The organism is Rhodococcus sp. PAE-6 (genome assembly GCF_025290685.1).
Taxonomy (GTDB): domain Bacteria; phylum Actinomycetota; class Actinomycetes; order Mycobacteriales; family Mycobacteriaceae; genus Rhodococcus; species Rhodococcus pyridinivorans.
In genome coordinates this window covers 650,006-662,705 of record NZ_JAOCLZ010000002.1, presented here as the reverse complement: position 1 = coordinate 662,705, position 12,700 = coordinate 650,006, and the positions used below count along the sequence as shown (strand labels likewise).

Here is a 12,700-nt window from a genome sequence, read left to right as displayed (position 1 = left end):
TGTCTCGACCCCTGATACGCCGACCGGCCCGCACCGGAGATCGGTGCGGGCCGGTCGGCGACAGTAGGAAGCCGTCAGATCAGACGCCAGTCCTCGAGGCCCTCGTACAGCGGCACGGACTGTGCCAGGGCGCTCACGCGGGTCCGCAGCGACTCGGCGTCGGCGCCACCGACGAGCGTCTGCGCGATGATCTCGGCGACCTCGGTGAACTGCTCGTCGCCGAAACCGCGGGTCGCGAGCGCCGGGGTGCCGATGCGCAGGCCCGAGGTGACCATCGGGGGACGCGGATCGAACGGCACGGCGTTGCGGTTGACGGTGATGCCGACCTCGTGGAGGGCGTCCTCACCCTGCTGGCCGTCGAGCTGCGAGTTGCGCAGGTCGACCAGGACCAGGTGCACGTCGGTGCCACCGGTGAGCACCGAGATGCCCTTGTCGGCGACGTCGGACTGCGACAGGCGGTCGGCGATGATCCGGGCACCGGAGAGGGTGCGCCGCTGGCGGTCCTTGAACTCGTCGCTCGCGGCGATCTTCAGCGCGACGGCCTTCGCGGCGATCGCGTGCATGAGCGGTCCGCCCTGCTGACCGGGGAAGACGGCCGAGTTGATCTTCTTCGCCCATTCCTGCTTGGCGAGGATCAGGCCGGAACGCGGGCCACCGAGGGTCTTGTGCACGGTGGTGGAGACGACGTCGGCGTAGGGCACCGGCGACGGGTGCAGGCCTGCGGCGACCAGACCGGCGAAGTGCGCCATGTCGACCCACAGGTAGGCACCGACCTCGTCGGCGATGGAGCGGAAGGCGGCGAAGTCCTCGTGGCGCGGGTAGGCGGACCAGCCGGCGACGATGACCTTCGGCTTCTCGCGCAGCGCGATGTCGCGGACCTCGTCCATGTCGATGCGGTGGTCGTCCTTGCTGACCCCGTAGGACGCGACGTCGTACAGCTTGCCGGAGAAGTTGAGCTTCATGCCGTGCGTGAGGTGGCCGCCGTGCGCGAGGTCGAGACCGAGCAGCTTCTCGCCGGGGGTCATCAGCGCCATGAGCACCGCCGCGTTCGCCTGCGCACCCGAGTGCGGCTGCACGTTCGCGAAATCGGCGCCGAAGAGCTCCTTGGCGCGGTTACGGGCGAGGTCCTCGACGATGTCGACGTTCTCGCAGCCGCCGTAGTAGCGGCGGCCGGGGTAACCCTCGGCGTACTTATTGGTCAGGACGCTGCCCTGGGCCTGGAGGACGGCGCGCGGCACGAAGTTCTCCGACGCGATCATCTCGAGCGTGTCGCGCTGACGCGACAGCTCGCCGGCCATGGCCTCGGCGACCTCGGGATCGAGGTCGTTCAGTGCGGCAGTGTTCACGTCGGCGCCGGGCGCAGCGGTCATCGAGGTTTCTCCAAGCAGAGGACGTCAGGGATACGTCCTCCAGTCTACGAAGGCCGTCCACGGCTCCGGAAGCCGGTCCCCGAGCGACCTGCGGTTCACCGCAGGCTGCTGGGCACCAGGGGTTCGTCGAGCAGGCGCCGGAAACGGTCGGCGCGCTCGGCTCCGGCCGGAACCTGCCCGAGCCAGCTGCCGAGGAGCCGGTAGCCCTCCACATAGGTGCTGATATAGGCGCGCCACAACGGCGACGACAGGAATCGCAGCGACTGCCGGGCACGTTCGGGGCTCGACAGCGACCAGCGCTGCAGGAATTCCACGACCTCGTCGTGGCTGCGCCCGCGGTCGTGGAGCAGCAGGGCGGCGTCCTGCCGCACCGAGAGCAACTGCTCGGACGCCTCGGACAGTTGCTCGGCCAGTTCGCCGTCGAACCGGAGCCCGAGATCGGCGTAGATGTCCTGCGCCCACTCCCCCCAGCCCGGGCCGACGATCGCTTCGAGCGCAAGATCGGCGAGCCCTTCCGCCATGAGGCACTGCGGGGTGTTGACGAGGAACAACGTCTGCTCGGCCTGACCGCCGGCGACGAGACCGGCCTCCTTGCGGCAGTGCTCGGTGTGGTGCCCGGGATACGCCTCGTGCGCGATCAGCCGCGGTAGGTGCGCCATCGTCTGTTCGAGATCGGAGTTGATCGCGACCCGCGAACGGTAGTCGCCGAGGTAGTAGTTGAAGCCCGACCACGGCTTGTCGCCGACGATCTCGTACTCGACACGCTCGGTGTCGGGCAACGGGTAGACCGCCCGCACCTTCTCCCGTAGAGCGCTCGAGAACGCGTCGACGCATTCGGCGAGACGATCGGCGGGGATCACATCGGACCTGCGGTGGGCCTGCATCCGTTCGGTGAGCGATCCGGTGCCGGGCAGCAACGCATCGAGGCGACGGTGCGCGTCGCGGTAGGTGTCCTCGTCGCCGGGCGCGATGCGGACGTCGAAGTATGCCTCGACCTCGTCGACGAAACCGATCTCCTCCCCCGCGAACTTGCGGGCCGAGCAGTCGAGGGCGCGCAGATGCACGTCGAGGAAACGGGTGCGCTCGTCGGACAGTGCCGCACCGGGAAGTTCGTCCCGCAGGCGTCGCGCGGTGTGTGATAGATCACGGGGATCGGGGATCGGGGCGTTCTCGACCTTCCGCCGCAGCGCGGGATCGCCGGTGTAGGCGTCGACGAACCCGTCCTCGAGCCGGTCGAAAGCCAGGCCCAGCAGCAGATATTCGTTCACGAAGTCGTCGGCTCCCATACCGGCCGAGCGTAGTCGCTCGTCGGCGACCCGACACGGGAGAACCCGCCGGGGTGGGGACCCGGGGAGGCATCCGCCTGTGTCAGCGAGCACAATCCGTTACATGGACATGCAACGCCGCATCCGCCGCGCCACCGGGAAGCCGTGCCGATGGCTCGTCTGAACGAACCGAGCCCGTATGTCGAGTTCGACCGCAAGCAGTGGCGGACGCTGCGGAAGTCGACTCCCCTCGTCCTCACCGAGGACGAACTCATCGGGCTTCGGGGCCTGGGCGAGCAGATCGACCTCGCGGAGGTCGCGGAGGTGTATCTCCCCCTCGCCCGGTTGATCCACCTGCAGGTCGCAGCGAAGCAGCGGTTGTTCGCCGCGACCGCGACCTTCCTCGGGGAGAAGCATCCCGACCAGCAGGTGCCGTTCGTGATCGGTGTGGCCGGTTCGGTGGCGGTCGGCAAGTCCACCACGGCCCGTGTGCTGCAGGCGTTGCTGGCACGCTGGGACCATCACCCGCGGGTGGATCTCGTGACCACCGACGGGTTCCTCTACCCCACCAAGGAACTGGTGCGGCGCAACATCATGCACCGCAAGGGTTTTCCCGAGAGCTACGACCGGCGCAAACTGCTGCGGTTCGTCACCGAGGTCAAGTCGGGAGCGAAAGAGGTTGCGGCGCCGATCTACTCCCACATCTCGTACGACATCATCCCGGGTCAGTACCACATCGTGCGGCAGCCGGACATCCTCATCATCGAGGGTCTGAACGTGCTGCAGACCGGTCCGCGGTTGATGGTCTCCGACCTGTTCGACTTCTCGATCTACGTCGACGCGCGTATCGAGGACATCGAAAAGTGGTACGTGGAACGCTTTCTCGCGCTACGTAAGACGTCCTTCGCGGATCCCGAGGCGCACTTCCACCACTACGCGAACCTGTCGGACCGGGACGCGATGAGTGCCGCGAAGGAGATCTGGCACTCGATCAACCTGCCGAACCTGGTGGAGAACATCCTGCCGACGCGTCCCCGCGCGACCCTGGTCCTGCGCAAGGACTCGGATCACGCCATCAACCGGCTCCGGTTGCGCAAGCTCTGACGCGCCCCGCCGCTCGGCCCTGTTCCAGGCGCCGAACCGGCGGGTGCCGTCAGGCGCCGAACCGGCGGGTGCCGTCAGGCGCCGAACCGGCGGTGCCGGGCGGCGTAGTCGCGCAGCGCGCGCAGGAAGTCGACCCGGCGGAACTCGGGCCAGTACGCCTCGGTGAACCAGATCTCCGAGTAGGCGGACTGCCAGAGCAGGAATCCGGACAGTCGCTGCTCGCCGGAGGTACGGATCACGAGGTCCGGATCGGGTTGACCGGACGTGTAGAGGTGGCTGTCGACACCGTCGACCGTCACGGACTCGACGAGCTCTTCGCCACGCAACCCCTGCGCGTAGCGCACCCGCAGGAGCGACTGCACCGCGTCGACGATCTCCTGGCGACCGCCGTACCCGACGGCGACGTTGACGTGCGTGCCCGTCCGGCCCGCGGTGCCGGCCGCGGCCTCGTGCAGCCGCTTGGCGTGGTCGGCCGGGAGCAGGTCGGTGGTGCCGACGATCTTCACGCCCCAGTTCTGGCCGGGCGCGGAGATCTCCTCCACCACGTCGGAGATGATCTCGAGCAGAGCATCGAGCTCCTCCGGGTCGCGCCGGAGGTTCTCGGTGGACAGCAGGTAGATCGTCGCCGTCTCGATACCGGCCGCGTCGCACCAGCTCAGCAGCTCGGCGATCTTCTTGGCACCTTCGCGGTGGCCGTGACTGACGTCGGTGAAGCCGTTCTCGCGCGCCCAACGCCGATTGCCGTCGCACATGACCGCGACGTGTCGCGGATGCCGTGCTCCGTCGAGTTCCTTCAGCAGCCTGCGCTCGTAGAGCCGGTACAGCAGTCCGCGGACGCTCACCCCGTCATCACCACGCGAGTCACATTACGCCCAGGCGTACGGACGGTCGCGTCGGTGGTCACAGAGTCTCCCGGAGCGCCCTCACGGGCTGTAACGTGACGACGAAACAAACCTACGGGTGCGTAGGTTACTGATCGGTACCGAGAGGAGCGCACGCATGACGGCATTCGGCCTCGAGGAACTACCCGTCAAACCGCGGATGCGCGGATGGATCCACGCCTGGGCCTTCGGTGTGGCCGTCATCGCCGGCGTCGCCCTCGTCTCGGCCGCCGCCTTCCTCGCCGACCGCCCGGACGCCGTACTCCCCGCGACCATCTACAGCCTCACCGTGTGCGGTGTGTTCGGCGTCAGCGCGCTCTACCACCGCCTGAACTGGGGGCCCCGGTCCCGCGTGTGGATGAAGCGCGCCGACCATTCGATGATCTTCGTGTTCATCGCCGGCAGCTACACCCCGTTCGCGACACTCGCCCTGCCCCCGGAGTCCGGGCGACCGCTGCTGATCGTCGTGTGGGCGGGCGCGCTGGCGGGCGTGGCCCTGAAGATGCTGTGGCCTACGGCGCCGCGCTGGGTCGGTGTGCCGCTGTATCTGCTGCTCGGATGGGCCATCGTGCCCGTTGCCGGACAGCTGGTCGCCGAGGTCGGTCTCGCTCCCATGCTGCTCCTGCTGGTCGGAGGGCTGTTCTACAGCGGAGGAGCGATCCTCTACGCGACCCGCTGGCCCGATCCGTGGCCCGCGACCTTCGGGCACCACGAGTTCTTCCACGCGGCCACGGTCATCGCGGCACTGTGTCACGCGATAGCGGTGTGGCTCGTGATTCTCGGTTGAAACCTCACCGACCGCTTCGTGCAACTTCTCACACCACCTGAAGCATCCGGCACCCGTTTGTAGACTCGCGGGGGATGTCTATTCCGTTGCTCGCCTTCGAACTGACCGAGACCAACAGGGACTGGCTGATCCACCGGCCGCTCGCGATCGTGAGTTACATCGTCGTCGCGATCGTGCTCCGCTTCGTCCTCCACCGACTGATCGACCGCATGACGAAGCCGCGTGAGAAATCCGGCAAGCCCCGCCGATCGTTCCTCGCACCGCTGCAGGAACGCGCCGAACGCGCCATCGGTGATCCCTACGCGCGCGAACGCCGGATCCAGCGTGCCCAGACGATCGGCTCGGTATTCAAGTCCGGTGTGTCGGTCGTCGTGCTCGTCTGGGTGGTGCTGCAGACGCTCGACACGCTCGGCTTCAACGTCGCGCCGTTCATCGCCTCGGCCGGTATCGCCGGCGTTGCTCTTGGTTTCGGTGCGCAGAACCTCGTGCGGGACTTCATCTCGGGCATGTTCATGCTGCTCGAGGACCAGTACGGTGTGGGCGACGTGGTGGACCTCGGCGACGCGGTGGGCACCGTCGAGTCGGTCGGCCTGCGCGTGACGACCGTCCGCGACATCGACGGCACCCTGTGGTTCTGCCGCAACGGCGAGATCCTGCGCGTCGGCAACATGAGCCAGGGCCACGCGGTCTCCGTGATCGACGTACCCATCGCACCGACCTCCAATGTCGACCGCGCCTGCCAGATCGCCCTGCGGGCCGTACTCGACGCCGTCGAACGCGAGGACATCGCACCCGACGTCCTGGAGAAGCCCGAACTGCTCGGGGTCAACTCCGTGACGGCGGGTGCGGTGACGCTGCGGCTGACCGTGCGCGTGCGCGCCGGCAAGCAGTGGGCGATCCGCCGCAGTCTCACCCGCGCGGTGCTCGAGGCGTTCGATCAGAACGGCATCGAGTCGCCGAACGTCGCGGTCGCAGCCGCCGTGAGCAGCTAGACCCTCGAAGTAGAGGACCGAGCGCACCGATTCACCGCCCCTGGCACCGCCTGGCCCCGACGAGTCAGAGCGCGGCGAGCACCTCGCGCAGATCCGTCTCCGTCGTCACCGGCCGATCGCACACGAAGCCCCGGCACACGTAGGCCGCGGATGCTCCGTCGACGAGCGGCCGACCATCGAGCAGCGGCGACGAGTCGGGTTCGCCGCCCACCACGATCGCTCCCCCCGGTGCGAGCCGGCGCGCGAGGTCGAGGAGTGCGCCGCCACCCGCGACGGCGACCTGCAGCGGACCGCGCACCGACGCCTCGGCCACGGTCAGCCAGTGCCCTCCGGCACGCGGCGCTTTCTCGAGCAGGATCGAGGCCGCCGACAGCGACAGCGCGGCGGCATCGGCGTAGCGGGGGTCGTCGTGCACCAGCGCGGACAGACCGAGCAACGCCTCGGCGATCAGCGACGCCCCCGACGGCGTCGCCCCGTCGACCGGATCGCGCGGCCGGGCGACCAGCGATTCGGCGTCGTGCGCGGTGTCGAACCAGCTCCCGGGACGTTCCGGATCCGCGAACTGCGTGAGCGCGACGTCGGCGAGTTCTCGCGCGCGCTCGACCCAGCTCCGATCCCCGGTCCCCTGATGGACGGCGAGCAGCGCGGTGACGAGTGCTCCGTAGTCCTCGAGCACGCCCACCGGAGATCCGACGACACCTCCGAGCGACGCGCGGCGCAGTCGTCCGTCGACGAGGTGCCGGTCGAGCAGGAACCGCGCGCACCTCGCCGCCGCGTCGATCCAGGCGGGTTCGCCCAGTGCGATGCCGGCCTCTGCCAGTGCGGTGATCGCGAAGCCGTTCCACGCGGTGACGACCTTGTCGTCGCGTCCGGGTTGCGCGCGATCCTGCCGGGCCGCGAACAGGCGTGCCCGCACGTCGGCGAGACGGGCCGGATCGTCGGGCTCGTCGAGCAGCTGCAACACCGAGGTGCCGTGTTCGAAGGTGCCGCCGGGAGTGACGGTGAAGGCCTCCGCGGCCCACCGGCCGTCGTCCGCGCCGAGCACCTCGACGAGCTGATCGGGGGTCCACACGTAGGTCAGGCCCTCGACCCCGTCCGTGTCGGCGTCGAGCGCCGAGGCGAATCCGCCGTCGGTGGTGAGCAGGTCGCGCAGCAGGAATTCGGCGGTCTCCCGGGTGACCCGCGTCGGCAGTTCCGCGCCGGTCACCCGCGCGAGGTGCGCGTACAGCCGTAGGAGCAGCGCGTTGTCGTAGAGCATCTTCTCGAAGTGCGGCACCGTCCAGGCGGAGTCGACGCTGTAGCGGGCGAAACCGCCACCGAGCTGGTCGTAGATCCCACCTCGCGCCATCGCGTCGGTCGTGCGCTCGACGAGACCGAGCGTGTCGGCGGAGCGCGTGCGCTCGTATCCGCGCAGCAGGCCCTCGAGCAGGTTGGACGGCGGGAACTTGGGTGCGCCCCCGAAGCCGCCGTGTTCGCGATCCTCGTCGGTGGCGATCGCAGCGGCCGCCGCGTCGAGCAGGACCGCCTCGACAGCGGCCTCCCCGACGGGCAGTCCCCCGCTGCTCCGACGGAGTTCGGTGGCCACGGCGTCGGCGGCCTGCGAGACCTCGTCGCGCCGGTTGTGCCAGGTCTGGGTGATGGCCTCGAGAAGTTGGACGAAGGACGGCATGCCGCCGCGCGGCGTGTTCGGGTAATACGTGCCGCAGTAGAAAGGCGAGCCGTCGGGGGTGAGGAAGCAGGTCATCGGCCATCCGCCCTGACCGGCCATGGCGACGGTCGCGTTCATGTAGACCGCGTCGATGTCCGGCCGTTCCTCACGGTCGACCTTGATGCACACGAAGTTCTCGTTCATGACAGCGGCCGTGGCCTCGTCCTCGAACGACTCGTGTGCCATGACGTGACACCAGTGGCAGGCCGCGTACCCGATCGACAGCAGGATCGGCACGTCGCGCTCGCGCGCCTCCGCGAGCGCGTCGTCGCCCCATTCCTGCCAGTGGACCGGATTGTCGGCGTGCTGCCTCAGATAAGGGCTCAGGGCGTCGGCCAGTCGGTTCGCCATGCCCCCACGCTACGGAAGGAGCACCGCCGGTGACGGCCGGTCGTCAGCTTCCCTTGGTGGGTTCCGGACGTTCCGGACCGGTGGCCTTCGTGCCGCCGGCCTTCTCCTCGGCTCCGCCGGGCATCGCACTCGGCAGCGTGCCGTCGTCCACGGCCTGGTCGGGTTCGGGATGCTCCGGCTGGAAGTTCTCGGGCAGCTTCTTCAGCCGCTTGTTCATGTTCCAGATCAGCAGAGCGGTCGCGACCAGCAGGACCACCACGATGGCCAGTCCGAGCGGAGACGCCTTGCCGAACTCGGGGCCGGTCGGCTCCTGGGCCAGAATCTCGACGGCCAGAACATCGACCGCGAGCGTGCCTATCGTCATTTGCCCTGTCCGTCCTCGATGCCCGCGAACAGATCCGTCTCGGGAAGTACCGTGCTCACGCGGGTCTTGGCCAACTCGAACTCCTCGGTCGGCCACACCTTCTGCTGGATGTCCAACGGCACCGCGAAGAAGGATCCGTTGGGGTCGATCTGGGTGGCGTGGGCCCGCAGCGCGTCGTCGCGCTTCGGGAAGTAGTCGCCACAGGTGATCTGGGTGGTCACGCGCCCCATGATGTCGCCCTGCTCGGTGCGCCACTTGTTGAGCCACTGCTCCATCGGGAACGGCTCCCCGCGACGCTCGTACTCCTCGCGGAACAGCTCGAGCCGCTTACGGATGAAACCGTGCGAGTAGTAGAGCTTGCTCACCGCCCAGGGCTCGCCCAGCTCGGGATGGAAATCCGGATCCGCGGCCGCTTCGTAGGCCGCGACCGACACCTCGTGGCACCGGATGTGGTCGGGATGCGGGTAGCCACCGTTCTCGTCGTAGGTGGTCATGACGTGGGGGCGGAACTCGCGCACCGACTGCACGAGCCGGCGGACCGGTTCGTCGAGCGGGATCGCAGCGAAGCAGCCCTCCGGCAGCGGAGGCTTGGGGTCGCCCTCGGGCAGTCCGGAGTCGACGAAGCCGAGCCACTTGTGCCGCACCCCGAGGATGCGGGCTGCCTCGGCCATCTCCTCCTGACGCACCTCGCTCATGCGTTCGCGAATGCCGGGCACATCCATGGCGGGGTTCAGGATGTCGCCGCGCTCTCCGCCCGTGAGCGTGACCACCAGGACCTCGTGTCCCTCGGCCGAGTACCGGGCCATCGTGGCCGCGCCCTTGCTCGACTCGTCGTCGGGATGGGCATGCACGGCCATGAGCCGTAGTCCGCTCACGTGTATTCCTCCACCTCACGTCGTCTGCTTCGCCGGAACCGACCCTGCGCCCGCGTCGCGGTCGCTACGGATCCGTCCTCTATAGTTCCACCTGATAATTCCGACGTCAGCCGTGACCCTGCGGCGACGCCCGATCCATCGTTCCGCTGTGAAAGCAAAGTGATGAGCAACACCCTGCCCACCGACCGGTACCCCTCCTCCCGGTACCCCGGGCCCCGCGTGTCGACACGCGGCAAGCGCTGGGGTTTCACCATCGCCGGTCTGCTCGCCGGGCTCGTCGTGGCGTTCGTGCTGTTCCAGAACAACTCGGCTCCGATCGAGTCGGAGGTGGTCGCCTTCGAGATCATCGACGACAGCACCATCGACATCCAGCTCAAGGTCACGCGGGACGATCCGTCCGAGGATGCCGTCTGCATCATCCGGGCGCGGTCGAAGGACGGCAGCGAGACCGGACGGCGCGAGGTCCTCATCCCGGCGTCCGATTCGCAGACGGTCGTGCTGACATCCACGGTCAAGACGTCACAACGCCCCGGAATGGGCGATACCTACGGCTGCAGCACCGAGGCTCCCGACTACCTCCGCGCACCCTAAAAATCTACCGCGACCAGCGGCTTCCTGCGCTTTTCCGGAGCAGCGACGATAGTGATGCTAAAATAGCCGGATACACGGTTCCACCCTTTGGGGCCGTGTATTGCTGCATAAGAGCATCAACAGACAGTACGACTTCCGTTCAGCCTGACAACCAGGGGGGACAACGGGGGTCGTGCTGTCGCGGTCGTTGCATGTGCACGACTTGTCCACGGAGCCGGGGGCTCCAACCCGAAGGAAGTGATCGAGGATGACCGAGACCCAGGTGACCTGGCTGACGCAGGAGTCGTACGACCGACTCAAGGCCGAGCTGGACCAGCTCATCGCGAATCGTCCTGTCATCGCCGCCGAGATCAACGAGCGTCGCGAGGAAGGCGACCTCAAGGAGAACGGCGGCTACCACGCGGCCCGCGAGGAGCAGGGTCAGCAGGAAGCCCGTATCCGTCAGCTCCAGGAGCTGCTGGGCACCGCCAAGGTCGGCGTCGCTCCGACCGAGTCGGGCGTGGCCCTCCCCGGTTCCGTCGTCACCGTCTACTACGCCGGCGACGAGACCGACACGGAGACGTTCTTGATCGCGACCCGCGAAGAAGGTGCCCGCAACAGCGAGCTCGAGACCTACTCCCCCAGCTCGCCCCTCGGTGGCGCCCTGATCGACGCGAAGGTCGGCGAGACCCGCGAGTACACGCTGCCCAACGGCAACACCATGAAGGTGACACTGGTGAGCGCGGAACCTTACCGCGGCTGATCGCCGAGTGCCGCACCGCGGCAGTCCCCTCCGCAGCCGAAAGGCCCGACCGGATTCGGCGGGTTCACATGATCGTCGCAACACTCTCAACGAGAGGTTGCGACGATCATGTCGTTCACGGAGGACTGCGACCGGTTCGGTAACCAACTGGCACGACTGATCGATGCCGGGATTCCGGTCAAGGAGGCCGCGGCCGCGATCGGGCTGCCCCGGCAGCGGTGCTACGCGATCTTGAGGGCCATCGACCGGCCGGCGGGTAGATCCCGTGGCCCGGCCGGCACCGCCGACCGTGCGCTGATCGTGTCTGTCTACAACGAGACCGGGTCGATCAATCGGGCGGCGAAGGCATCGAAGGTCGCGCACTCGGTGGCCCGCCGGATCCTGGTGGACGAGGGACTGGTCGGCAGGGAGAAAATCTCACCGAAGGGCAAACTCGAAGCCAAGCGTCGTTGCCTGGAGTTGATCGCAGCGGGCTGGTCGGCCAGACGAGCAGCCCGTGAGGTCGGGGTCAACGAACGCACCGCACGGGACTGGCGGCAGGGAATCCGGCGCTCGAACAATAAGCGGATCCATCCCGATGGGCGGGTCGTGGATTACCACCACGGAACCGTCTACACACAGTCTGTGACCAGTGCGACCAGAGTGACCTGCGATGACAGCGGACGGCCGGCGATCAGCGACCGGTATCTGTCGACCGAGGACCGGATCGCGATCGCCGACGGCCTGCTCGTCGAGGATTCGTTGCGGGCCATCGCCGCTCGGATCGGCAAGAACGTCTCGACCGTCTCGCGGGAGATTCGTCGGCACAGCATCGAGGGCAGCTACCTGCCGTATCAGGCCGATCGAGCCGCCGCCACGGCCCGGGCGCGGCCGAAGCAGTCCAAACTGGTGGTGAACACGGTCCTGCGGGCAGCGGTCGAGGAAGGCCTGTCCCGGAAGTTGTCACCGGAGCAGATCTCGCACCGTCTACGCCGGGATCATCCCGACGACGAAAGTATGCGGGTGAGCCACGAAACGATCTACCAAGCCCTCTACTTCCAAGCCCGAGGCGGTCTCAAAAAGCAAGTACAACAGTCACTTCGGACCGGACGGGCGAGACGTAAACCGCACCGCGCGGACGGTCAGCGGTATCAGCGATTCACCGATCCGATGGTGATGATCAGTGACCGGCCCGCCGAGGTCGCCGACCGTGCGGTGCCCGGGCACTGGGAAGGCGATTTGATCACCGGTGAGCTGAACAAGACCGCGATCGGCACCCTCGTCGAACGCACCACCCGCTACACGATGCTGCTGCACCTGCCGAACGGGCACGACGCCGAATCCGTGCGGGACGCGCTCATCGCCGCGATGAAAGACCTGCCCGCCCATCTTCGTGGCTCGCTGACCTGGGATCAAGGTGCCGAGATGGCCCGGCACAAGCAGTTCGGTATCGCTGCCGATATGGCCGTCTACTTCTGTGACCCGGCCAGCCCCTGGCAGCGCGGCACCAACGAGAACACCAACGGACTGCTGCGGCAGTATTTCCCCAAGGGCACCGATCTGAGTGTCTACAGCCCGGCGGACCTCGAGCACGTCGCCCAGGAGCTCAACGGCCGGCCACGCAAAACGCTCGGCTGGGATACTCCAGCCGAGCGTCTGCGTGATCTAATCACCACCAACTAACAGCGGTG

12 protein-coding genes are annotated in these 12,700 nt (G+C 67.7%); 6 read left to right on the top strand and 6 right to left on the bottom strand.

Features of this window, described 5'->3' with window-relative positions; all coding sequences use genetic code 11:
- Positions 1 to 74 precede the first annotated feature (74 nt).
- Together glyA and NVV99_RS07745 are read right to left on the bottom strand one after the other, a co-directional pair.
- Complete coding sequence (gene glyA, locus NVV99_RS07750; protein WP_024103274.1) at positions 75 to 1,370, bottom strand: serine hydroxymethyltransferase; 1,296 nt, start codon at positions 1,368 to 1,370, stop codon at positions 75 to 77.
- Between the two features lie 95 nt (positions 1,371 to 1,465).
- On the bottom strand, positions 1,466 to 2,656 hold the full coding sequence (locus NVV99_RS07745) for a hypothetical protein (RefSeq protein WP_024103273.1): 1,191 nt from the start codon (positions 2,654 to 2,656) through the stop codon (positions 1,466 to 1,468).
- Positions 2,657 to 2,806: 150 nt separating this feature from the next.
- On the opposite strand from NVV99_RS07745, the gene coaA reads away from it, so the two are divergent.
- Positions 2,807 to 3,739, top strand: coding sequence for a type I pantothenate kinase (coaA, locus tag NVV99_RS07740; RefSeq protein ID WP_006553885.1), 933 nt, complete (start codon positions 2,807 to 2,809; stop codon positions 3,737 to 3,739).
- Positions 3,740 to 3,813: 74 nt separating this feature from the next.
- Here the strand turns inward: coaA and NVV99_RS07735 are convergent, their stop codons facing one another.
- The gene (locus NVV99_RS07735; protein WP_006553884.1) at positions 3,814 to 4,581 is read right to left on the bottom strand and encodes an isoprenyl transferase; all 768 of its coding nucleotides are present in this window, start codon (positions 4,579 to 4,581) and stop codon (positions 3,814 to 3,816) included.
- A 157-nt stretch (positions 4,582 to 4,738) separates the two neighbouring features.
- Between NVV99_RS07735 and NVV99_RS07730 the strand changes: the two genes are divergently transcribed.
- A complete protein-coding gene (locus NVV99_RS07730; protein ID WP_024103272.1) occupies positions 4,739 to 5,407 on the top strand; it encodes a hemolysin III family protein in 669 nt (222 codons plus the stop codon).
- Positions 5,408 to 5,481: 74 nt separating this feature from the next.
- On the top strand, positions 5,482 to 6,399 hold the full coding sequence (locus tag NVV99_RS07725; protein ID WP_024103271.1) for a mechanosensitive ion channel family protein: 918 nt from the start codon (positions 5,482 to 5,484) through the stop codon (positions 6,397 to 6,399).
- Positions 6,400 to 6,463: 64 nt separating this feature from the next.
- On the opposite strand, the gene NVV99_RS07720 is transcribed toward NVV99_RS07725, so the two are convergent.
- From NVV99_RS07720 to mca, 3 genes are read right to left on the bottom strand one after another with little or no spacing between them, the layout of a single operon-like run.
- Positions 6,464 to 8,458, bottom strand: a complete 1,995-nt coding sequence (locus tag NVV99_RS07720; RefSeq protein WP_024103270.1) for a thioredoxin domain-containing protein — start codon at positions 8,456 to 8,458, stop codon at positions 6,464 to 6,466.
- A 43-nt stretch (positions 8,459 to 8,501) separates the two neighbouring features.
- Positions 8,502 to 8,822 (bottom strand): hypothetical protein, encoded by a 321-nt coding sequence (locus tag NVV99_RS07715; RefSeq protein WP_024103269.1) that lies wholly within the window; start codon positions 8,820 to 8,822, stop codon positions 8,502 to 8,504.
- Complete coding sequence (gene mca, locus NVV99_RS07710; protein WP_024103268.1) at positions 8,819 to 9,697, bottom strand: mycothiol conjugate amidase Mca; 879 nt, start codon at positions 9,695 to 9,697, stop codon at positions 8,819 to 8,821. The genes NVV99_RS07715 and mca overlap by 4 nt, the downstream gene beginning before the upstream one ends.
- Before the next feature lie 162 nt (positions 9,698 to 9,859).
- On the opposite strand from mca, the gene NVV99_RS07705 reads away from it, so the two are divergent.
- The 3 genes from NVV99_RS07705 (at position 9,860) to NVV99_RS07695 (ending at position 12,692) form a co-directional block, all read left to right on the top strand.
- Positions 9,860 to 10,288, top strand: a complete 429-nt coding sequence (locus NVV99_RS07705; RefSeq protein WP_024103267.1) for a DUF4307 domain-containing protein — start codon at positions 9,860 to 9,862, stop codon at positions 10,286 to 10,288.
- A gap of 247 nt (positions 10,289 to 10,535) precedes the next feature.
- Complete coding sequence (greA, locus tag NVV99_RS07700; protein ID WP_006553878.1) at positions 10,536 to 11,030, top strand: transcription elongation factor GreA; 495 nt, start codon at positions 10,536 to 10,538, stop codon at positions 11,028 to 11,030.
- Between the two features lie 462 nt (positions 11,031 to 11,492).
- On the top strand, positions 11,493 to 12,692 hold the full coding sequence (locus NVV99_RS07695) for an IS30 family transposase (RefSeq protein ID WP_260782798.1): 1,200 nt from the start codon (positions 11,493 to 11,495) through the stop codon (positions 12,690 to 12,692).
- Positions 12,693 to 12,700: the final 8 nt, after the last annotated feature.

Coding starts and splice junctions, on each gene's coding strand:
- glyA (WP_024103274.1), bottom strand. CDS start 1,370: ATGACCGCTGCGCCCGGCGCCGACGTGAACACTGCCGCACTGAACGAC.
- NVV99_RS07745 (WP_024103273.1), bottom strand. CDS start 2,656: ATGGGAGCCGACGACTTCGTGAACGAATATCTGCTGCTGGGCCTGGCT.
- coaA (WP_006553885.1), top strand. CDS start 2,807: ATGGCTCGTCTGAACGAACCGAGCCCGTATGTCGAGTTCGACCGCAAG.
- NVV99_RS07730 (WP_024103272.1), top strand. CDS start 4,739: ATGACGGCATTCGGCCTCGAGGAACTACCCGTCAAACCGCGGATGCGC.
- NVV99_RS07725 (WP_024103271.1), top strand. CDS start 5,482: ATGTCTATTCCGTTGCTCGCCTTCGAACTGACCGAGACCAACAGGGAC.
- NVV99_RS07720 (WP_024103270.1), bottom strand. CDS start 8,458: ATGGCGAACCGACTGGCCGACGCCCTGAGCCCTTATCTGAGGCAGCAC.
- NVV99_RS07715 (WP_024103269.1), bottom strand. CDS start 8,822: ATGACGATAGGCACGCTCGCGGTCGATGTTCTGGCCGTCGAGATTCTG.
- NVV99_RS07705 (WP_024103267.1), top strand. CDS start 9,860: ATGAGCAACACCCTGCCCACCGACCGGTACCCCTCCTCCCGGTACCCC.
- greA (WP_006553878.1), top strand. CDS start 10,536: ATGACCGAGACCCAGGTGACCTGGCTGACGCAGGAGTCGTACGACCGA.